The 21,858-nt window shown below is 47.4% G+C and carries 19 protein-coding genes; 7 read left to right on the top strand and 12 right to left on the bottom strand.

The window, feature by feature from the left end:
- Window positions 1-11: 11 nt before the first annotated feature.
- Window positions 12-695, bottom strand: a complete 684-nt coding sequence (locus KS4_RS02205) for a hypothetical protein (RefSeq protein WP_145074009.1) — start codon at window positions 693-695, stop codon at window positions 12-14.
- A gap of 485 nt (window positions 696-1,180) precedes the next feature.
- Window positions 1,181-2,302 carry an ATP-binding protein gene (locus KS4_RS02200; protein WP_145074006.1) on the bottom strand — a complete coding sequence of 374 codons (1,122 nt, stop codon included), beginning with the start codon at window positions 2,300-2,302 and terminating at the stop codon, window positions 1,181-1,183.
- 595 nt (window positions 2,303-2,897) lie between these two features.
- On the opposite strand from KS4_RS02200, the gene floA reads away from it, so the two are divergent.
- Window positions 2,898-3,959, top strand: a complete 1,062-nt coding sequence (gene floA, locus KS4_RS02195; RefSeq protein WP_145074003.1) for a flotillin-like protein FloA — start codon at window positions 2,898-2,900, stop codon at window positions 3,957-3,959.
- A gap of 96 nt (window positions 3,960-4,055) precedes the next feature.
- Window positions 4,056-5,186 (top strand): GTPase, encoded by a 1,131-nt coding sequence (locus KS4_RS02190; protein ID WP_145074000.1) that lies wholly within the window; start codon window positions 4,056-4,058, stop codon window positions 5,184-5,186.
- A 12-nt stretch (window positions 5,187-5,198) separates the two neighbouring features.
- Here the strand turns inward: KS4_RS02190 and KS4_RS02185 are convergent, their stop codons facing one another.
- From KS4_RS02185 to KS4_RS02165, 5 genes are all read right to left on the bottom strand, one after another.
- Entirely contained in the window at window positions 5,199-5,675 is a 477-nt protein-coding gene (locus KS4_RS02185; RefSeq protein ID WP_145073997.1) for a COX15/CtaA family protein, read from the bottom strand.
- 196 nt (window positions 5,676-5,871) lie between these two features.
- Entirely contained in the window at window positions 5,872-6,330 is a 459-nt protein-coding gene (locus tag KS4_RS02180) for a hypothetical protein (RefSeq protein WP_145073994.1), read from the bottom strand.
- Window positions 6,311-6,619, bottom strand: a complete 309-nt coding sequence (locus KS4_RS02175) for a DUF2089 family protein (RefSeq protein ID WP_145073991.1) — start codon at window positions 6,617-6,619, stop codon at window positions 6,311-6,313. Before KS4_RS02175 ends, KS4_RS02180 begins: the two co-directional genes overlap by 20 nt.
- Window positions 6,620-6,769: 150 nt before the next feature.
- Window positions 6,770-7,234: a hypothetical protein gene (locus KS4_RS02170; protein ID WP_145073988.1), complete on the bottom strand. Its 465-nt coding sequence runs from the start codon at window positions 7,232-7,234 to the stop codon at window positions 6,770-6,772.
- Window positions 7,235-7,319: 85 nt separating this feature from the next.
- On the bottom strand, window positions 7,320-8,099 hold the full coding sequence (locus tag KS4_RS02165; RefSeq protein ID WP_145073985.1) for a type III pantothenate kinase: 780 nt from the start codon (window positions 8,097-8,099) through the stop codon (window positions 7,320-7,322).
- Between the two features lie 281 nt (window positions 8,100-8,380).
- Here KS4_RS02165 and KS4_RS02160 point away from each other — a divergent pair, with 281 nt between their 5' ends.
- Window positions 8,381-9,277 (top strand): class I SAM-dependent methyltransferase, encoded by an 897-nt coding sequence (locus KS4_RS02160; protein WP_200761475.1) that lies wholly within the window; start codon window positions 8,381-8,383, stop codon window positions 9,275-9,277.
- Between the two features lie 23 nt (window positions 9,278-9,300).
- The gene (locus KS4_RS02155; protein WP_145073980.1) at window positions 9,301-10,170 is read left to right on the top strand and encodes a class I SAM-dependent methyltransferase; all 870 of its coding nucleotides are present in this window, start codon (window positions 9,301-9,303) and stop codon (window positions 10,168-10,170) included.
- 39 nt (window positions 10,171-10,209) lie between these two features.
- Here the strand turns inward: KS4_RS02155 and obgE are convergent, their stop codons facing one another.
- From obgE to KS4_RS02140, 3 genes are all read right to left on the bottom strand, one after another.
- Window positions 10,210-11,292: a GTPase ObgE gene (obgE, locus tag KS4_RS02150; RefSeq protein WP_145073977.1), complete on the bottom strand. Its 1,083-nt coding sequence runs from the start codon at window positions 11,290-11,292 to the stop codon at window positions 10,210-10,212.
- 159 nt (window positions 11,293-11,451) lie between these two features.
- Window positions 11,452-11,691, bottom strand: coding sequence for a 50S ribosomal protein L27 (rpmA, locus tag KS4_RS02145; RefSeq protein WP_145073974.1), 240 nt, complete (start codon window positions 11,689-11,691; stop codon window positions 11,452-11,454).
- A gap of 139 nt (window positions 11,692-11,830) precedes the next feature.
- Window positions 11,831-12,757: an NAD-dependent epimerase/dehydratase family protein gene (locus KS4_RS02140; RefSeq protein WP_200761474.1), complete on the bottom strand. Its 927-nt coding sequence runs from the start codon at window positions 12,755-12,757 to the stop codon at window positions 11,831-11,833.
- A gap of 446 nt (window positions 12,758-13,203) precedes the next feature.
- Between KS4_RS02140 and KS4_RS02130 the strand changes: the two genes are divergently transcribed.
- From KS4_RS02130 to KS4_RS02120, 3 genes are all read left to right on the top strand, one after another.
- The gene (locus tag KS4_RS02130; protein WP_200761473.1) at window positions 13,204-16,818 is read left to right on the top strand and encodes a hypothetical protein; all 3,615 of its coding nucleotides are present in this window, start codon (window positions 13,204-13,206) and stop codon (window positions 16,816-16,818) included.
- 394 nt (window positions 16,819-17,212) lie between these two features.
- On the top strand, window positions 17,213-18,478 hold the full coding sequence (locus KS4_RS02125; RefSeq protein ID WP_145073968.1) for a hypothetical protein: 1,266 nt from the start codon (window positions 17,213-17,215) through the stop codon (window positions 18,476-18,478).
- 476 nt (window positions 18,479-18,954) lie between these two features.
- A complete protein-coding gene (locus KS4_RS02120) occupies window positions 18,955-19,608 on the top strand; it encodes a hypothetical protein (RefSeq protein ID WP_145073966.1) in 654 nt (217 codons plus the stop codon).
- On the opposite strand, the gene KS4_RS02115 is transcribed toward KS4_RS02120, so the two are convergent.
- Together KS4_RS02115 and dapB are read right to left on the bottom strand one after the other, a co-directional pair.
- The gene (locus KS4_RS02115; RefSeq protein ID WP_145073963.1) at window positions 19,585-20,721 is read right to left on the bottom strand and encodes an MraY family glycosyltransferase; all 1,137 of its coding nucleotides are present in this window, start codon (window positions 20,719-20,721) and stop codon (window positions 19,585-19,587) included. The two genes, KS4_RS02120 and KS4_RS02115, sit on opposite strands and share 24 nt — an antisense overlap.
- A gap of 130 nt (window positions 20,722-20,851) precedes the next feature.
- Window positions 20,852-21,658, bottom strand: coding sequence for a 4-hydroxy-tetrahydrodipicolinate reductase (gene dapB, locus KS4_RS02110; RefSeq protein ID WP_145073961.1), 807 nt, complete (start codon window positions 21,656-21,658; stop codon window positions 20,852-20,854).
- Window positions 21,659-21,858: the final 200 nt, after the last annotated feature.

Below are 21,858 nucleotides of genomic sequence, written 5' to 3'. Positions count from 1 at the left end.
CCAGTATCGGGTTATATAACGGGTTTACGTTTGAGTGTTGAGTAGGGATAGATTTCTGATTTTTTGAATTCGTTCATGAGTGCGCGGACGCCGTTGTTTTTGGCGAAGATGTATTCGGATTCGAAGACGAGTACGCAAAGGAGGAGGCCGTGGTCCTGGCCTTCAAATTCGAAGTGGTTACGTTTGAATTTGAGTTCATCAAAGACGCAGTGATAGGTACGGCCGGTGACTTCGCATGAGATGTCGAGGGCATCCTTGGGCTGAATGACTTCATCCTTGGCGAGTTTAGCAACCTTGTCCATAATATCTCTAAGCGTCAAATAGAGCTTAAAGTAGGAACGATCAAACTCGGTGACATCATTGGCGTTATAGCGAATGACGAAGCCTTCAGGGCGTTTGATTTTGGTAAACATGACCAACTCATAGGTGCCGAGTTTATTGGGGAGAGGGCCGGAGCCATCGGGGCCGATCATTTGGACGGTGGCCATGGTTGTGCCGGTGAGTTTGCCTTCAAACTCACGGACTTCGATCTTGCCATCCTTGAGCAGGTCTTTGAAGACGAAAGGCTGACGATGGCCGAGGAGCTTACCCATGGCTTTGATTTTGTCGTGATAAAAGGCGTCAAGATCCACACCACCGGCTTCGGCAACGCCTCCCGCCGCCCACAGCTTCTGCAACCATTGCATCTTACCCATCGTACTCTCCAGAAAGATGTGACAGATTAATCTAAAAATATATGGCCGCGAATTGGTTAAATGAGTGCGGCGAAAAAAGCATGACAAAGCATGCGTGAATGAGACGTTAAGTTGTGACCCGGATGACTATCTCAAACTTGAAGAATACCTGTTCAAGCTACATTCAAAATTCAACAACCGCCAATAAACCAAACCGCAATACACTCGCCAAGGAGATTATCAGAGAAAAATGCATTTAGAGATTGCATTCATAGAAATCTCTCTAAATTCTATTTTTACATGAAATCGGGCAAATGGGAAGGTTTTTTCACTTGGATCCACGGCAAAAGCTGTGTAAGAGCAGAAAAATGCGGGTGAATAAGTTTGTAAAACTTAAAAAAGGATCAAAAGAAAAGAAGCAACCACGGGGGTTGCTTCCTCTCACCAGTTTGTTGATCCCCAGCACGTTGATGGATGTGCGGAGATAGATGTCACAGGGGCAAGGCTTATTGGCCAAAGAGGTTGGCGGTGGGGAACATGCCTTTTTCTTCGAAGTATTTGAGGGCTTCATCGGTGGTTTTGAAAACCTTGGTAGCGGTTTCGGTGATGAAGGGGCTGGGTTGTTTGATTTGTGGTTTCCAGACTACGTAGACCTCTTTGCCGTGCTCGAAGGCGTGTTGCAGTTCACGTTCGACTCCGGAGGATAGGCCGGGCATGCCATCGGGCAATTCGGGAACAAGCGAGACGATGATGTCGGATTGGTCGATGAGTTTGAAGTCACGTGCGTAAATCTGGCCGTCGATATCGCCTGCGATGTCGAGGACTTGCTTGACGGAAACACGGACGGGTTCTTTGCTGCCACTGAATGAGTGTGCTTGTGTTTCGATGAAGTCTTTGCCATCTTTGGCGGCAGCGATGGCTTGATCGAGTAAAAGCTTCTCATCAACATCACCTGGATCGAAGGTAATGAAATGCTTGGCGAGTTCGGCGCGGAAGGCGTCGATTTCGGCGAGGACGTCGGGCATGCCAACGACGTGGGTCATAGGGAATGAGGGGTAGACGGTGCGCATCTCGGGGCGGCAGATGAGTTTGTAGCAAGTTTCGATGGTGTCTTCGTGACGACCACGTGAGAGGACGTAGAACTTGTCGGAGAGGCCGAGGGCCTGTGCGAGTAGTTCGGTGGCCATGATTTCTTCTTCACGCCAGACCATGAGGTCTTTCAAGGTGGCGTCGACGGTGTGCTCGGTGTGAAGGCGATCGTGGACGACTTCGATGTTATCGACGAGGCAGATGAGGGTGTCTGGTTTGAGGGCTTTGATCTGGTCAAAGTCGAAGGCTGAGAAGAGGCCGTGACGCCAGCGGAAGGTGGCGTGGGTGTTTACGAGAATGTTCTCGTTGCCGACGGACTGGGAGATGATGTCCTTGAAGGCAGAGCGGCGAAGTGTGTTGAGGCGTGAGAGCGGGAGGTCGAGGATACGGCCCTTGGGAACGTCGCGTCCTTCGGCGTACATCATGTCGCCGACGTTGAAGAGTTGGATGTCTTGGCCTTGCGAACTCGCGAAGTTAGCGGTCCTTTCGAAATAAGACCGTTTATCCATCCCGACCTGACCTGTGATAATTGCACGCATTTGAATATCTCCGTGAGAGAAGATGTGCTGAAGCTTTCATCCTCAACCGGGCAGCCGATTCAGCGGGTATTTAAGCAGGCCGGTGTTACGCACAAGTGGCGGATGCCGAGGTACGTTTGTGCGTGGGGGAGAGGCATTATAAAGCTTTACAAAGTGTTACCAAACTGATTTTTGATGTGAACTCCGGTTATAAAGTACGGATTGTCACGGTTTTGCAGCATTTATGGGAAATGCCTGCCCCACATTTCGGGGACGGTGCTGTAGGCTCTACTGCATGTTGGGGAAATAAAAAAATGTGTTGCAATTACGTAAAAAAATAAAAAGTTGGGTCTGGCCAAGGCGTTTTCGGAACAGTTTGCCCAAGCTATCACGGTGTAATGATTGAAAATGAATAAGGGGATTCGATACGTGCAAGGATGAGAATTCGCATCGCAAGATTGCCAAGGGTGTGAAGAAGTCACGGTTAGGGCTAGCGAGAGAATGCGTGGGGCGGTAGGCTATGATTGACAAATCATCTGGGGTATTGGCGCATAAGCATGCGCACTGATGATTTAGGCCAAGTTTAAGACTGATTGCTCAACAGAGGAGCGTTGAAATGGATACTGTCACATCACTGGCACAGAGTATTGACCCGTGGGCTGCGATTTCTGTGGTCGCGTTTTTGGTTGGTGGGATATTTCTGCTGATCTTCTTGTTCTTTGTGTTTAAGTTTGCGAATCTGTGGATCCAGGCTCAGACATCGAAAGCACCGGTGAAGTTCATTGATCTGGTAGGGATGTGGCTACGAAAAGTGAATCCGAAAGTGATCGTACTGTCGAGGATTCAGTCGGTGCGTGCGGGGATTGACATCTCAACATCAATGCTGGAAGGTCATTATCTTTCTGGCGGTAACGTGCCACGCGTCGTGAATTCATTGATTGCAGCAGACAAAGCAAAAATCCAATTACCTTTCGATGAGGCGTGTGCGATTGATTTGGCGGGGCGTGATATTCTTGAAGCCATTCGAACGAGTGTTGACCCCAAGGTGATTGATTGCCCAAGCACTGCATCATCAAGCGGAGACAAGCTGGATGCGGTCGCTAAAGACGGGATCCGATTGCTCTGTAAAGCACGCGTAACGGTGCGAACCAACCTTGCGAGGCTTGTGGGCGGTGCGACAGAGGAAACGATCATTGCCCGCGTTGGCCAAGCGATTGTGTCTGCGATCGGCTCACAGGGAAGCTACAAGGATGTGCTTGAGAACCCGGACAAGATCGCAAAACGTGCGCTTGAAAGTGGACTGGATGCGGGAACCGCGTTCTCGATCTTGTCGGTTGATATTGCGGATGTGAGCGTGGCGGGCGTTGACCGGGAGGCGAATGTTGGTGCTAAGTTGCAGGCAGAACAGGCAGAAGCTGACAAGCAGCGATTCCAGGCTGAGGCAGAGAAACGGCGTGCATTGGCGATCGCTCAGGAACAGGAATTTAAAGCTGAGGTGCAGAAGAGTCGTGCGTTAGTTGTGCTAGCGGAGGCGGAAGTGCCTAAGGCGATGGCAGAAGCATTCAGGAGCGGCAACATGGGGATCATGGATTTCTACCGTATGAAGAACATTCAGGCTGACACGTCGATGCGTGACAATATTGGTGGTGGGGATAAGGACGATAAAGGTAAGAAGTAATCCGTGAGAAGGATGACTTCGCCTTGATTGAAACGATCAACGCTCGCTCAATGCGGGCGTTTTTTATTTGGCGCGGAGGTGCCGTAAAATAGAGAGATGCAACGAAAAGGTCATGAAGTCGTGTTTACGGTGACGACGCCTGCCCAACCGGGCGCGGTGGCGATTTTACAATTGAGTGGACGGCGTGATGAGGTGCTGCCGCTGCTAAAGCGATTGACAGGACGTGAGCGCTACGAAGATCGGCGTGTCTATTTGACGGACTACGCTGGAATCGATCATGGATTGACGGCGGTGTTGCCGGTGCAGCGTATCGATCATCAGGTTACTGCGCAACTGATGCCACATGGCGGACTGCGTGTGGTGCAAAAAATGACGGATTATCTGGTCTCGCTAGGTGCGATATATGAAGAACAGATGGATACGATGCTGATGTATCCAGAAGCCAACTCACGGCTTGAAGCGGATGTTCTGGCGGCAATTGCAAGTGCAGCATCGCCTGCAGCGATTGGCCTCTTAGCATCGCAGACACAAAGATGGTACGAAGTGATTGAGAATCAGGAAGTGGTGGATTGGGGTGCTGTTGAGCGTGATAGTGAGCGATTGAATCAGTTATTGAAGGCACCCAAGGTTGCGGTGGTGGGGCGGCCGAATGTTGGAAAATCAGCGCTTTTGAATTACTTGACGGGACAGAATACTGCAATCGTGGCAGACTTACCGGGCACGACGCGGGATTGGGTGGGCGCTTTTGTTGAACTGGCAATATCAGATAGCGCATTAAATGATGAGGTACAACTATCCAATAATGTCGCGGTGAGATGGCATGACACGCCGGGGCTTCGAACATCTAATGATGAAATAGAGCAAGAAGCAATTAAGTTGGCGAAAAGAGTTTTGGATGATGCGGATGTGTTGATTGCCATGCGTGATACTGAACAAGGTTTTGCTGAACTTAAGGGACTTGATTGTGTGCCCGATTTATATGTGATGAACAAAGTCGATAATAAACAGATTGCAGAAGACCAAAAGTCTGGTTGCGATAAAAGTACAGTCATGGTTTCCGCAATGACGGGCTATGGTTTAGATACTTTGCAAAAACAAATCATTGAGGTTTTGGGGCTGAATCTGTTGCTGGATAAAACGAGTGAAATGCCGCTCTGGGCGTTTTGCGAAACGCTGCGAATAGCGGTGGCGAGAAGGAATGTAGACTCGCTTGAAGGTTATGTTTGAAGCACACGCAAACTAATCTGATAGATCTTTCGTTCGCATGATCTTCGATTCAATACCGATCATTTGTCGCCGCGTCAGGTACAGCATCATTATCCCCGCACACATCAAAAACAATCCGGGTGCAGTAAACACCAGCCCCACATGAAGCGGCACGTTCCAGATCGGCATCATCAACCCCCCGATAACCAACAATCCGCCAGTTACCATCTCCGCCTTCAAAAGCCAACCATGAATGCGACAAGCCCAACGGCTTTTCCGCCCCAGTTGACTCATTACAATCACACTCACTGTCCACAGCAAAAACACCAATAAAGCCATCGCCGAAGCGCCTTCAATATGTTGCAGCAACTCTGGACTAACATCCCCCGCAAAATATGAGCGATCTGGCTCAACACCAATCACAATTATCATATAGATCAGCGAGATAACATTGATCCCAACTCCCATTGCAATAACCTTGAGTAACTCGGTAGCTTGTGATTTTGCCATGATTGATAACCTCGGATAATTTGCGATTAACATACTTGCCTCCAATCAGATTACATCTATGTATTCAACTTGTTTATGCGCTGCTGCTCATACGCCATCTGTCTTTCTTCTGTGAAATCAGTGCGACTCCGCTAGCGTTTATTACAATCCCCATTTTGTTGAATGTATTGCTCGGTTCCATTTTTGCCTCACTTATTTAAACAGCGTCTTTCGATCTGATTTTTTCGAAGCCGAGATCATCTATTTGACGCTTAGGTATTCTTTGAAGATATAGAAATGCAACCACACCAATGCCAAAAACGATGTAACCCGGTATGTAATACGCCAGATGAGATTGCCATCCTTTCACAAGAAAACCGATAAGCCCATATAGCGAGAATACGCAAAGCAAACCAAGTAAAACACGTTGAACGACAAACACCCACCTGGTTTTGCCGAATGCGACAATCGTCACAGCCCCGCTGACGGTTACACCGATCCAAGCGCCGACCATACTCCCAATCAGAGCGCTGGCTCTCATCTGCTCGCTCCCTGTGCCTTCAATATTGCCATAAATCAAGTCAAGCAGTTGATACGAAAACACCATCGCAACGATCGAACTGATGACCAAAAGCGAAAGCACCACCAACCATTGTTTATTCTGCAGCTGTTTCATTTTGATATGCCCTTATTAAGACTTTCATCGTTTCACGCGACAGATTCCCCTCTGCATATGTTGCAAGAAGGATCCGCTCAAATTCACTCTTGGTATGCTCCTGCTCGTACGACTGTACCTTCTCAATCAACCGATCCAGCCGCGCACGCACCGTCGGATAAGAAACGTCATATTCCTTCGCCAGCTGCTTCAGCGAGCCGGACGCCAGCAAGAACCGCTTCAAAAATGCTGAATCCTCTTCGCTAAGCACATCAAGCCAGTTTTCACGTTGAGTCTGAGTCTTATCCATATAAATAATATCTAATATTTTTCAACATTATTCAAGATAAAATAAACTATTTTAATTATTTTTTAATTTTATTTAAGACAAACCCCACATAACAGCTCCGCCAGCAACAATCTTTGCCATGCTAATTCATTTCCAGCATTCAAGTTAAGGTTACACCACCGATGCCCGCTCAAGCGGCTTCCCCGTTGGATAGTTCGCCAGCTGCACCAAAAGTGCCAGCATCGCCGGAACCAACGTCACCAGATAAGCCTGCGTAATAAACGCCGCCGCCACTGAAACCAGAAAAATCGCCTGCTGCGCCGTCACAACCAAAAGCGTCGCAAAAATGTAAGCTTGCGGCGATATTCGATCGCCTTTCCAATGCTTCTTGTAGGTCTGCATCCGGATGAAAAATGTCAGCGGAGTCGTCACGAGAAAAATAACGATGAGCGCAATAGTAATCGTGGGGGCGAGCTCTGGCTGAGGATTGGGCATACGACCTCTAAACAATGCGAGCAAGGTGATTGCTGCGCCGAGCTGGCCAGAGAGCAATGCGAAGTAGGCGAGGCGCATCACAATTAACACACGTCGGATGTGCTCTTGGTCACCATGAGTCTGCGTCGATGAATCAGGCATATGCTTATTCTACTTGAATCTGAGATGTGCAGAAAAAAAACGCTGACCTGAAAGATCAGCGTTTGGGATATCCATTGCCTTTTGATCAAGCTTCTTCGGCTTCGAGTGCCTTGCGGAGTGTGGTTGCGATACCGTTCAAGGTGAGGTTGGGAACGATACGATCAACAAGCTCGTAGTTACGGAAAAGGAGGTTCGCATCGCCACCAGTTGCAATGACGAGTGGGAATTGACCAGTTTCTTCAGCAAATTTCTCAACTAATTCGTGAACCATACCGCGTAAGCCGTAGAAAACGCCAGCACGCATCGCCTCGATGGTGTTGTGACCAATTGCTTCAATAGGCTTCTCGATGAAGAGCTCTGGAAGTTGAGCGGCGCGGTTATGGAGCGAGTCGAGTTGGAGTTGTGCACCGGGAGCAATTGCACCGCCATGGAAGGTACCTGCGCCATCAACGAAGTCAACGGTGATCGCAGTTCCTGCATCAACAATGACGCAAGCTTGCTTGAGTACCTCGTAAGCGGCAGCGGCATCAAGCAGACGATCTTCACCAACGATCGCTTCTGGATCAAGCTGACGGCCAATGGGGATGGGTATGTCTCGCTCGACGTGTTTAATATCAACGTTGCCGAGATTGTCCTTAAGCAATTTTTCGATTTGTGGCTCGGCTGCGGCATTCACCGAAGACATGAGAATCACAACGTCGTCTTTGTCGCGGAGCTGTTCGAATGAATGGGTCATCGCATCACAGAGCTTGGCTTCACGGCCGTTGACGTAGGTCGCGGTCTCAACGAGATCGCCATCAACAAATGCCCCAAGACGAGTGCGTGTGTTTCCAACGCTAACGGCAAGCAGATTAACTTTGGTCATCAGTGTTACTCAGTCTGACTAGGTGGAATCGAGATATCAAAATTCAGCCGGTCTGACGCGTAGAACTACTTAGATCAAGCCAGAAGGAACCGCGGCTGCTGACTAGAAAGTGTAGCGGGAAAGCGCGGCCGTGAAAAACGAGGGCGATTGCTGGGAGGATAGTCGTGTGGAAGACGCCTAACATTCACCCCTTCGCTCATCTGGTTTGACAGAGCCAGTCGAGTCGATATGCGCAACACTAGGGTTTACGCGTAGCAGCAACATGACAGGGAGTAATCATGATGGCTTCAAAAACCTTACAAAACAGCGGTAAAACAACAACTTCGAGCGTCTCGGACAAATCTAAACTGAAGCTGGGCACAGTCCAAGAGACCATGCTTTTGCCGTTGTGGGCACGCGTACGCGAGTTAAAGGAAAAAGACCCATTAATTGTGGATGAAGCTGCAAGCACTGTTGCGTCACGGATCGACTGCGATCTGGACAAACTAGGTAATGACGCATTCAGCCAGGTCGTGATGGCGGCAAGGCATGCTGCATTTGATGAATTTGCCAAACGGTATATCGATCTTCATCCCTCATCCACGGTTGTTGAAATGGCCTGTGGCTTGAGCACTCGATTCGACCGTCTGGACAACGGCCAACTTCGTTGGTTCGACGTTGACCTTGCTGATGCGATCACGCTCAGAAAATCCATCATTGAAGAACACCAAAGACGTCATCATCTTGCAGGATCGATTTTGAATACGGATTGGATACAAACGATCAAACACGATCCAAACTTCAATGGAAATTGTCTGATTATTTGCGAAGGTGTACTCATGTATTTTCATGAACATCAAGTTCGGCACATACTGACCCAATTCAGTGATGCTTTTCCAAATGGCGTTTGCTTGATGGACACGATTACACCTTGGCTCAAACTACGCCGCGAGAAAGGGCATCTGCAACTTATGAAAACATTCACCGCAGAGTTTCGCTGGTGCCCATCCAATCTCCAAGAGATTGAGCATTGGGATAATCGTTTCAAAGTCGCTGATAGCATGCTTATACCACAGCGAGGAACACGAGCATTCAAACGTTTGCCCAAAAAAGAGAAAGTATTGGAATGGTTCCGATCGGATCAAAGTAAAACCCAGATTGGATACGTTCTATTAAACCAGCACGCAAGTGCTACATAGATTCAAACAGAACGAGGTTTACAATGGTTGCGCCCAACCAAAAAGTAAAAATCAACCTTAACGCATTTGAAGAAACGATGCTCATCCCCTTGTGGGCACGTGGCATAGAGCAAAAACAAACATCTCCTATCATACGCGATGAAAATGCGGCAGAAATTATCGATACACTTGATTATGATTTTTCAATCATTGAAAACAACAAAACACTCATGGACTATCTTAATGTTAGATTAGTTACACGAGGAAAAATACTTGATGATTACGTCCGCGATTTCATGACAGATTATCCAAGAGGCACTGTCGTTGAATTAGGCTGCGGTCTCAGCACTCGATTCAACCGGGTTGATAATGGCGAAGTAAACTGGTATTGCCTTGATTTACCGCAAGGCATGGCATTACGTGAAAAATTAATCCCCGCAGAAAATCGATGCGAATACATTGTTGATTCGATGCTTGAAAGCAACTGGATACAAAGAGTTGTACGCGAAGAAGGGCCATGCATGCTGATCGTTGAGGGAGTACTGCCTTACTTTGAACGTAAAGACGTCAGACGATTTTTCGACTTAATTAGCAGGTACTTTGGTGGCGGACGGATTGCATTCGACACACAAACAGAATTATATCGCCGCCTTTTAAAACCGGGCAAAATGATACATGCGAATCAGGGGCAAAGCGGGCTTGAATTTCACTGGGTCATCAAAGACATTGATGAAATCGAGATTATGGACGAAAGACTGGCACTTCGCGAGTCACGGACTCTACCTGAATCGGGTGCAAGCATCATGCGACGTCTTGCATGGAAAATCAGACTACTCGAAACAATGAGTGTGCCTTTTTGGGGACGATATCGCGTCAGTGTGTTTGATATTGCAGAAAACGACATCAAACTTTAATCAAGCATTAGGCCAGATTGCCCGCTAAATGAGAAGATGTTACGAATCATTCTCTTCTCGCTGGTCGTATGCATCTGCCTCATCATCTCGCCCCCAACCTTTTTGATCGCGATCACGTGAATCCCGAAGCAAACGCCAACACTCTTCTAGTAATGCTTCTGTGCCCTGCCCTGTTGCTGATGAAATCGGGAAAATCTTACGATCAGTGCCGAGATGATCTTGAATCAACTCAATGGCTACTTGCTGATCCTCCTTGGTTCCCAACAAATCCAGCTTAGAAAGTGCGAGAACTTCAGGCTTATCTCCCAAGATAGATGAGTAAGCATCAAGTTCTTGCCTAATCGTGTGATAATTCTCAATCGGATCCGAATTATCGGTTGGTTCAATTTCGATAATGTGGAGCAAAAGACGAGTGCGCTCAACGTGGCGAAGGAATTGATGTCCGAGACCGGTACCAAGGTGCGCATCCGCGATAAGGCCGGGGATGTCGGCAATAACCAAACGCCGATTACCAATAATTGAGGCAATACCAAGCTGTGGTGTTAATGTCGTAAAGGGGTAATCAGCAATTTTAGGTGTTGCATCTGAAACTGCTGAGAGGAATGTTGATTTACCTGCATTCGGTTTGCCAACAAGCCCAACGTCCGCGATCAGTTTAAGTTCAAAACGTAGATTAAACTCTTCAGCTTCGCCGCCCGGTTCCCACTCGGTCGGCACTTGATTTGTGGGCGTCTTGAATCGATCGTTCCCACGACCACCCTTGCCACCTTTGGCGATGGTGTATTCCTGCCCTTCATCGGTCAGATCAACAATCAATTCACCGGTATCATCGTTGTACACTAACGTGCCAATGGGCAGATTGACTGTCAGGTCGTCAGCCGCCTTACCGTGCATGTTCTTGCCCATCCCCGGCTGCCCCTTATCCGCTTTCCAGTGATGACGGCCTGCAAAGTCGAGCAACGTTTCTACATCGGGCGAAGCTTTGAGAATAACTGAGCCACCATCACCGCCATCACCACCATCAGGCCCGCCTTTGGCGATGTACTTTTCACGACGAAACGACAAGCAGCCATTACCGCCTTTACCAGAAGAGACGAAGATTTTTGCGGAGTCAACAATCATTTTTTGCAGTCTATCTTGGCATACCGAAATCATCTTCAGCTAAGACATCATCGGTAGCGGTATCAGCGGTAGTCAAATTCTGTCTACATAAAGAACAACGGGCACCTAACTGGGCACCCGTTGTGAGCGTTCTTGTTTATTTGGGCAGTCGACTCGCTATTAGGCAGAGCGGACGTGGACTTTTTTACCCTGGAATTCGATGACACCTTCGGTCAGAGCGAAGAGGGTGTAGTCTTTACCCATGCCGACTTGGTAGCCAGGCTTGAACTTGGTGCCGCATTGGCGAACGATGATAGAACCAGCTTTTGCAGTCTGGCCACCGTAGAGCTTAATGCCGCGGTATTGTGGGTTTGAATCACGACCGTTCTTGGTTGAACCTTGACCTTTTTTATGTGCCATGTGTCACCTCTTTGGGCAATGCGGGGGCAGTTATGGTGCAAGCTGCGTCCCGTGTTTTTGATCTGTCAATGATAGAGCGCCCCATTCGGGAAACCCTTTGGGCGGAGCAGTATAGCGGAATCGGGGGGTGCGAGGCAAGTTAAGGGGCGATTGCAGACCCCAAGTGCGGAAAGTATTTGGCAACAATCGGCTCTAACGGCACGCGACACTGCGGATGAAGCGGCTCCCAGCCAATTTCATCCGTAATTTTCCGAATATCAACCGTTGTATTGGGGAGATTTGATTCATTTCGTCGTGGAATACTTGCGAAAAAGTCGTGGAATACGCGTTTATGTGACACATCTGAAAAACGAAAACACTGTGATGGCAGATAGTTATGATATCCCACCAGTTCAGAATCAAGGCATTTAAGCACAAAAGTAGCCGCATCAGTAACTGAGAGATACGTAAACCCCTCTAGATAATTCAGTATGGGGTATGACTGATGATTAATGCTATCTGTCATATATTTCCAATGAAGTAATTCAGTAAGAATCCATGGAAATCTTGCGGCAATAAACGTGCGACCCGGATATTCCATCGCCAAATTTTCAAGCATCAACTCCGCATGCACTTTCGACAAAGCATACCAATTCGATCCGGGATTTTGCGGCATGTTCGAATCTAGAGGTAAATATGTCATTCGGGGGCTTGGAAAATCTTGAATCGTCCATTTTGCTTCATAACCGGCGATTGCTTGAATCGAAGAAGCAAAAACAACACGCTTCACACCTGAAATTGCTGCCATGTGAAATACATTGGCATTAATCGCGTTATTCTGAATTAAGACCTCATTTGGTTGCTTTCCAATCATGTTCGGGAGGTTCGCCAAATGTATTACAGCGTCGACCGTTTCGACCTCTGGCAAACGTAAATTAGGGGCTGCTAAATCGCAAAGATAGACACGCATCGGTACTGAAGGATTGGGCCTATTGTCGACCGCAATAATCTCATGTCCTAACGCATCAAGCGCTCTTGCGACTGTTGCCCCCAAAATGCCTGCTATCCCTGTGAGAAGAATTTTCATAAAAATTAAACTCCGGAAGCCATAGTCAATTAATTTCATTCAAACCGCAAGGTTTTAAGCTTAAAAATAACACACCTATACAAGTGTGAGATTTAGCATCAACGGACTAAACATTGTTTTTACCCTACAAACAAAGACTTTTATGAGTTTCACGATGATCGAGCGATTGGGTCAAATGTATGAAACAATGTTCATTGTGGGCTTAACATAGTCGTAAATAGATATCAAGCGTTTTTTTTACTCATTTCTGAGAATGAATTTGTTGTCAAATAAGGTCGCAACATTCACTTGCAGACGCGGTAAGGGTCGTTTAGACTGCGTCACTGGTGGGAAATCAGATTTGTTGTATATGCTGTACCCCATTGGCTTCACAGTGATCCGCACTGTGAAGATCGTCGCAATCTACCGACGTTTACGTTCTTTCATAGCTCTTGGGAGGCTACGCGTTGTTCACCCGTCAGCACCTTTCCGTATTCGTAGTGTGTACCGGTCTAATCACCGGCTCAGCACTTTACCTAAACGCAGAAGAACCCGCTGCGACTGCCCCAACCGCTGCTGAACTCTATGTCAGCGGTATGGACATGTTCGAATCAGGCGATCTTCAATCAGCCCGGGAGATCTTTCACAAGATCGACCCGATGCAGCTGCCAAAAGACCAGCGCGTACGCTTGTACGAATCGCTGAAATCTTTGGATCAAGCTCCTGCAGTCGCACCGAAAGCCGAAAAGGCCGAAGTCGCGAAAGTCGCAGAAGTCACTGAAACAGCTGAAGTTGCAACAATAGAAGTTGCCGCAGAAGCTGTTGAAGTCGTTGAAGAAGTGGCTCCAGCCCCTACGCCAGCAGAAATGCTCGCTGAGGCTGACACTCTCTCTGATACGACTAAGGCCGCAGCCATTTACGAGCTGATCATTGCCAGCGAAGGTGCAGATGCACCTGTCAAGGCAACGGCAAATGCTCGACTTGCTCAAATCAAGCGTGAGCTTAAGTCAAACGTCAATACGGCTCTCAAAGCCCTTGCGTTGGCTGAAGCAGACCTCAAAGCAGGTCGCCTTGATGAAGCGCAGGCTCGCCTTGAAAATATCAAGGAAGCCGGAGCAGAGCTTGGCTGGTTTAATGCAGGCCGCATGAATAGTCTTGCAAGCACCGTTGCTGAGCGAAAAGAAGCTCTCGCAGCAGCTGAGCAGGCTACAAAGCTCGCAGAAGTTGAAGCCGCAGAAGCCGCCAAGGCCGCTGCAGAAGCTGAAGCCGCTGCAGAAGCTGAAGCACTCGCAAAAGCTCAAGCCGAGAAGGCTGAAGCACTCGCGAAAGCCGAAGCCGAAGAAGCTGCAGCGAAAGCTGAAGCTGAAGAAGCTTTGAAGGCTCTTCAGGCTGAACAAGCGACTAAGCTTGCTCAAGCTGAAGCCGAGCGCGAAGCCGCAGTCGCCAAGGCTGTTGCCAAAGCACAGGCTACCGCTGAAGCTGAAAAAGCCGAAGCAGTCGCAATTGCTCTTGAGCAGGCTAAAGCTGAAGCTGCTGCTGCAGAAGAAGCAAGCATCGCCAGCTCAGCCGACTTGATGCAGGCCGCACGCATCGCTGCCGCCAAGCGTTCAGCAATGCAAGCACAGAAAGCAAAAGCAAAAGGTCAGACCGACTTTGCCATCAAGCTTCTAGGCCAAGCAATCCAAAACGACCCTGAAAATCAGGCTTACAAGAATGAACTGGCTGCGATCACATCAATGAACGCTGCCAAGTCATCTCCAAACAGCCCCATTCAAGATCTTCAAACGTCACGCGTCCTTCAAGCACAGCAGGCACGTGCCCGTTACCAGCAGTACATGAATAATGCTGCTGAAGGCGGAAACCAGAAAGACTTTGCTGCTGCAAAGAATGCTCTGAACTCTGCCAAGAATGCTTTGGACAGTGCTCGCCTCATCCTCCCGGATGTTGAGTACAAACAGCTACGTAATGATGCAACCCAAATGGAAGCTGCGATCCAGTCAGCTGAAATGATTGCACTGAAGAATCAGCTCGAATCTGAAAAGATCAAGCGTGATCGTAAAAACACCATTGAAGGCAAACGTGCAGATGCTGAGAACCGTGCCAAGGTTGAATCTCTGATCCGCCGTGCATTCGCTCTTCGTGATGAAATGAAATACGAAGAAGCTCTTGAGCTTCTCGATAACGCTCTGTTCCTTGACCCAACGAACTTCGTTGCCAAGGGCTTCCGTGACATGATCCAGGACACCCAGGTGATGGTTCAAGCTGGCAAGCTTAACCGCCAGCGTAATCTCGCCATCGCTCAGTCCAGCCTCATGAACAACGAGCGTACGATCCCCATCAACGAGCTCATCACTTACCCAGCTGATTGGCCACAGCTCACTGAAACCCGCCTCAAGGGTCTCGAAGAGAGTGGCGAAGAAGCTGAAGCAAACAGCCGTATCACACGTAAGCTCGCTGAACCAATCCCCGTCGAATTCGACAACTGGCAGTTCGTCAACACCGTCAACTTCATCCGCAGAACTACTGGCGTCAATATCTTCGTCAACTGGACTGCTTTGGAAAACGCTGGTATTGATCGTGACACACTCGTTGATCTTCAACTCAACAATGTCCCAGCTGAAAAAGCACTCCAGCTCATCCTCCAACAGGTTTCAGCTGAAGTAGAATTCGATCCTTTAGGCTACTCAATCAACGAAGGCATCCTCACGATCTCCACAGAACGTGACCTTCAGAAGGAAACGAAGATTCGTACTTACGATATCCGTGACCTTCTCGTCCAAGTGCCTAACTTTTCAAACGCTCCAAGCTTCGACCTGAACGATGCACTTAGCAACACCTCTTCAGGTGGCTCAGGCGGCAGCAGCAACAGCCTCTTTGGCAGCGATAGCAACAACGACGAGAACGAAGGCCAACTCGACCGTGAAGCAACCATCGAAATGATCATGAACTTGATCATGGACACCGTCGGCCAGTTCGACGAATGGGATGTCAACGGTGGCGAAGTTTCCAGCCTCCGCGAACTCAACGGCCAACTCATCGTTAAATCCACCCCACGTAACCATAAGCAAATCATGGGCTTGCTCAGCCAGCTCCGTGAAACACGTGCGGTCCAGATCAATGTCGAATCTCGCTTCTTGGTTGTCGATCAGAACTTCCTCGAAGACGTTGGCGTCGACCTTGACCTCAAGCTCAATAACCTCGGTGGCGGCTTCGGCCCAATCGCTCTTGGGCAGGACTCTATGTCCATCGCTCAGGGTGCAACCACCTCTCTCACACCATTCGATCGTTCCAACGCTAAGGGCGATTTTGATTGGCTCTCACCAAATTCGTTCAACCCAGGCGAAGGCCTCACACGTACACTCCGCAGTATGGACTTTGGCATCTCCTACATCGATGACCTTGAAGTCAACCTGCTCGTTCGTGCGACCCAAGCGAATCAACGTTCGATCTCTCTCACAGCCCCACGCCTGACCTTCTTTAACGGTCAGCAAGCATGGGTCACCGTTGCACGTCAGATCGCGTTCGTTTCTGACCTTGAGCCAGTTTCCGATGCTGCAGGCTGGGATATCACAATCTCTGTCCTCACCAGCGGTACACTCCTCGAAGTTGAAGGCACGATCTCTTCTGACCGTCGCTACGTGACACTGACCGTTCACCCAAGCCTCAGCCGTGCTAAGGCTCCGTTCAAACGCTACCCTGTCATCGGCACGACCGACATCAATAATGGTAATGACAACACGGACGATCAAACCATCGTCCTCCAAGGCTTCATCGAAGTACCTGAAACTGAAATCACCGAAGTGCGTGCAACTGTCAGCGTTCCTGACCGCGGCACAATCCTTCTCGGTGGCCAGCGTTTGGTCGAAGAAGTTGAAGTTGAAGCTGGTGTACCAGTTCTTTCCAAGATCCCATTCCTCAACCGTCTGTTCACTAACAGCAGCACGGCTAAGGACGAGAAAACTTTGCTCATCCTGATCAAACCAACGATCATCATCCTGAGCGAAGAAGAAGAAAAGAACTTCCCAGGTATGCAGCAATCAGCTGAAAGCTTCAATATCGGTGAAGTAATGTTGAGCCAATAAGACTCAACAACGCGTAAAGAGCTAAAACCGCTGATCTTCCTCAGATCAGCGGTTTTTTTATGCATATATCAAAACGTGCAGTCAATCCATCGGATCGTCAATCGTGTTAAAATATGCGACAGTAAACAACACACTGCAACGAATCGACTTTTCCCCGGGCTTCAAAGTGTTTTTCAAACTAATCACATCACTCACATATAGCTCAGGCCTTTGGCTTGCTATAGCACTCCTGTTGTATAACGCCGCAACAATAAAGCTCCGATGGCATAGCCCACGATGCAGAAAATGTAAATATGATCTACGCAGCAACATCCATGATGGAACAGACTTCTGTTGCCCTGAATGTGGCATAAATCTCAAAAAACCCAAATCAATACTTCATGCAAAATACATCTTGAGTAAGCAGCTTGCAGTAATGGCCGCCATACCACTGATTGTGTTATGCGCGATATGGTCTGTACATATCATTTATTTAGATTTGATACCTAAAGAAAAAAAACAGCCACTCAAACAAATCACTGAAGCAAAAAAGCCATTAAAATCAGCGCGATATTTGACGAGCAAAGAAATACTCACCAAATTAGAGAATAAGGAATTTGATGCTACCTTATATAGTGAAATCACACGCCGGCATCAGTACCAACAGATCAGTGAAGACCTTGTAGATTTTGCGAAAGAAAATCTCATCCAGCAAATTGAAAATCTGCCGTACAACAATGGCAGCCTGTCCTCAATATCATCTCCCGAGATCCGCACTCTTGTTGATTTGTGCCAATATGACACACTAGATGTACAACACGCAGTTGATTTAGCACGCCGGCTATACGGGAATCCACTTCGAATTAGATTAGAAGAACGTATGTTCAAAGAGGATTCCAAATACGTATTCATACTTCTATTTGATATAGATCACATTATTAACATCACCGGCTTGGATAGCCTTGTCTGGGTCAGACAAATGTGGATTGATGGCAATGAAATCAACATTGATGAATCTGTCTCTCCAGACATTATTTTCAACGAAATTCATCTAACCACAAACCATGATCTTAAACCTGGTAAGCACACACTAAAAATTCTGTTCGAACAAGCATTCGTTAATGATATTCTTGATCGCAATACCAAGTACTGGCGAAAGAATTGGCCCAAAAAAACTGTGTCATATCAAATTGAAACAAAAAAATTTGATTTCATCGTCTACAAAAATGAACGGCAAGCAATTAAACGTGTCGTAAACAAGGAGTTCCAAAATTGGCTCGATACGAAGGTCAACCTTCGCTATTGCCAGATCCGATATCGACAAGGAAAACGATTTTTACAAATCGGCTTCAATAGCGATCTCAGCCATTACCTAAACTCTATGCCTTATGAATTAGGGGTGCATATCAGACCACACAAAGCACAGCAATCAACTACGGGCATTGTTGATGATATTACGATGCCCCTGATATATAGCTTGTCTAGTGGTTCGCATCTCGAGCTATCCATCCCTGACAGCTGGGACTTTGAATCTGTCGATATTGTCTTAATCGACGAAGCGGAAACCATAAAAAAAGACTTATCGATAGAACAAATTCCAAGCGGCCGAAGAGAGTTCAAAAATATACCCGTTCTGCGTTTAGATCATTTGCACTCTCAAACAAATAGACCACAACAATGATATCGGATTGGCTCCAGCAAATACCTTGGTTAAATTGGATCATCTGGATATACATTCCAACATTATCCGGTGTACTGATTCTTCTCTTCTCGGGAATTTTTAGTCGATCCCCCTTTAAACCTCAATGTAATCAATGCCATAAGCATGTTACCTTGTCATCTGCACCTTTCACTGAAACATGCCAACATTGTGATAACGATCTGAGCGATTCAAAGAATATTCACTTCCAGCGTGCAATTTCACTACGGCCGCTATTAATTGGATTACTGTTACTAGCTCTGCCATGGCTTGGCTTGTTTAGCTATGCCGCAATAACTGTTCCCAAAAAGAATATTGCCAGATTAGAAAGAATATATCAATCGCTCAAAAATGATGTGTTTCTTTTACAATTCCAAACACAATTTGAAAACCCACTGCTTTGACAAGAACTCGCAGCAAGAATCCGAGATGATCATATCACTTCTGAAGACATGAATGTGATCATTAAGCGATATCAAACAAAGTTACAATCAACAAATCTAGGAAATTCCGATAGATTTATCGTACCGGTATTCAAACTTGCTTTGGAGAAAGGAACACTCAACACACAGAGTATCGTCCACATCGCGAAAATGAGGTATCGTCCAATTGCGATAGAAAGTATCACTTATCGTTTTTATGATGATTCACCAGCCTACACTTACGCATTGAGGTTTTCAGGCCAAACCCGAACATCTCGTACCAGTCAGGACACGCCATGGGATGATGTTTTCCAGATCAAAGCTTACGTAGATAAGGTGGCCTATGATGGTTTACCGATGAACTTGATCAACGGTTATCCCTATGGCCTCGCAGATACTGCAAGTTTATTCCATTGTAAAAATCGTATCATGAACGGCATCTGCAATATCGATATTGAAATGTCTTTCTATGTTATCCCGACAGCGTATAGCCATGGATTAGACGATATCTATCAAAGTGAGGATCTGGTCGGCATGTATGGCATTTGGAAACAAACACTTCATTCTGAATGGGAAGTAACGCAAAATGGTAAAAACTTTAGACTGATCCGTTCAAGCAATATTCCAACACTTCCACCACAACAAGCCGCTCCAATACCGACCAATTCAATTGAGACGATCAGCCCGTGATGTTGTATGCTCTAGAATCGCGAGCAATACGATCACAGCCAATGAATTAATAGCCGCCAATATTGCTTGCCATTTATCCAAAGTGCCAAGCATTATTCCCGACAACCCGGTCACAACAGTACATAGCCAAATAATCAGTACCGCAGCACGACGCGATAAACCCTTCGCCACAAGCCGATGTGAAAAGTGTTGATGATCTCCAGTAAATGGAGAGCGCCCCTGTGCCAACCGAATCAAGGTGACAGAAACAAAGTCATAAAGCGGAATCGCCAAAATCATTAACGGCATCAAAACGCCATACCAATGACCCGGCCTCACCACAGACGCAGGATCAAAGTATGTCGTACGAACAGACAGTACACCGATCAGCATCCCAATCACCAAAGATCCGCCATCCCCCATAAACATCTTCGCTGGCGGAAAGTTAAAGCAAAGAAATGCAAGTAACGCACCCAGTAACATCGCCGCTAACGATGCGACAAACCACTGCCCACTGATAATGGTTGCCGATAGATAGATCGCGGTACATATCATCGCCACACCAGCTGACAATCCATCCATATTATCAAGCATGTTGAACGCATTAATAATCACGGTAAACCAAACGATCGAAACCACAATCGAAATGACATAGCCCAAGCCGCCCAACAATTCTGGCGTCTCGAGAAACTGCAACACACGCATATCAGCAACAATCACCAATGCAGCTGAAACGGATAACTGCACGGCCAGTTTAATGTACGGTCCCAACGGCTTACGATCGTCAATTATCCCCATCAAATGTAATACCGCTAATGCAATCAGCACCACCCCTCCCATAGATGTACGCGATCTTAGCCCCGGCAAATGTGCATACAACTGCGGCACATACTCCGCATAGGTCTCGGGCTGAATAATCCAGATACCAAACAGTACAAGGATCATCGGGATCGCTACCGCCCAAAAAATCCCAAGCCCACCGGTATTTGGAACGGGTACTTGATGTCGCTTATGTGATTCTAAACCAACCTGATCAAGCAGCCCTACTCGCCGTGATGCGTACAAAATGACAGCAAGAATCGGAAAACCGATCAAAAATGATATCGCAATAAATGATAAACAGATCCAGATCATCAGATGACTATTCGATTAGATAAGTAGAATTTATATCACTGAAATATGCTAAAGCAAGACCCACATAGTGTACCCGCTAGCCGATGCACTGGCGATCGCCTGAATCATTAATGTAAAATCAACATTCACCTTAGACACGATCAAGCTTTAGTACATCCGACATCGTATATCGCCCCGCACTCTGTAGCGATAACCACTTTGCCGCTTTCAACGCTCCAATCACATACGAATCACGTGATGTTGAGACATGCTTGATTTCCAATCGTTCACCGAGAGTCGCGAAATACGCAGTATGCTCGCCCGGATGATCACCAACACGTAGCGTCTGAATCGTAATCTCATTGGGCTGACGAAGGCAATCGTCACCATGGCGCTCAAAAACAACATCTCGATCAAAATCATGATCACTCGCATCACAGATATGCTTTGCAAGCGTGATCGCGGTCCCTGATGGTGCATCCTTCTTAAAGCGATGATGTGCTTCCATAATCTCAATATCAAAATCTGAACCGAGTAATTGAGCCGCCTTACCAGCAAGCACGTTCAGCACGTTAACCACCAACGAAAAATTCGACGCCCAAATAATCGGAATCCGCTGACCCGCTTCATCAATCATGGCTTGATGCTCATCCCCGATCCCAGTCGTACCGATTACAAGCGGCAACTTCCGCTTACAACACTCCTCAATCACCCCAGCCAACGCTGCAGGAACCGAGAAATCAATCACAACATCCACTTCTACATCCCCACACAATTGGTCCGTTAGTGGTACGCCCAACTCACCAACACCTGCCAACACTCCAATATCCTCACCGATCTGTGGCGAGCCGGCACCATCAACCCCAGCCACAACAGATAATCCCTCCATCTCTGTTGCTAGAGCCACCAATCGACGACCCATACGGCCATTTGCGCCAAATATTGCGACTTTAGTCATGTCACACCACCATTCTTATATCAATCTATCTCGGGTTCTACAGGAAACCAGTGCAACATAATAGCACCATCGATTATGATCAAATACACACATACCACCTGCCAACCCTGCCCCATCTACTCGTGTTTAGACGTCAAGCTAGGCTATTCACAGCGAATATGACGAAACTACACACGTTCATGACCCTTTCCGAGGCACAT

The sequence above is a fragment of the Poriferisphaera corsica genome, from assembly GCF_007747445.1.
Classification (GTDB): domain Bacteria; phylum Planctomycetota; class Phycisphaerae; order Phycisphaerales; family Phycisphaeraceae; genus Poriferisphaera; species Poriferisphaera corsica.
Note: the sequence above shows the minus strand (reverse complement) of the source record. Positions and strands in the feature narration are given on the sequence as shown.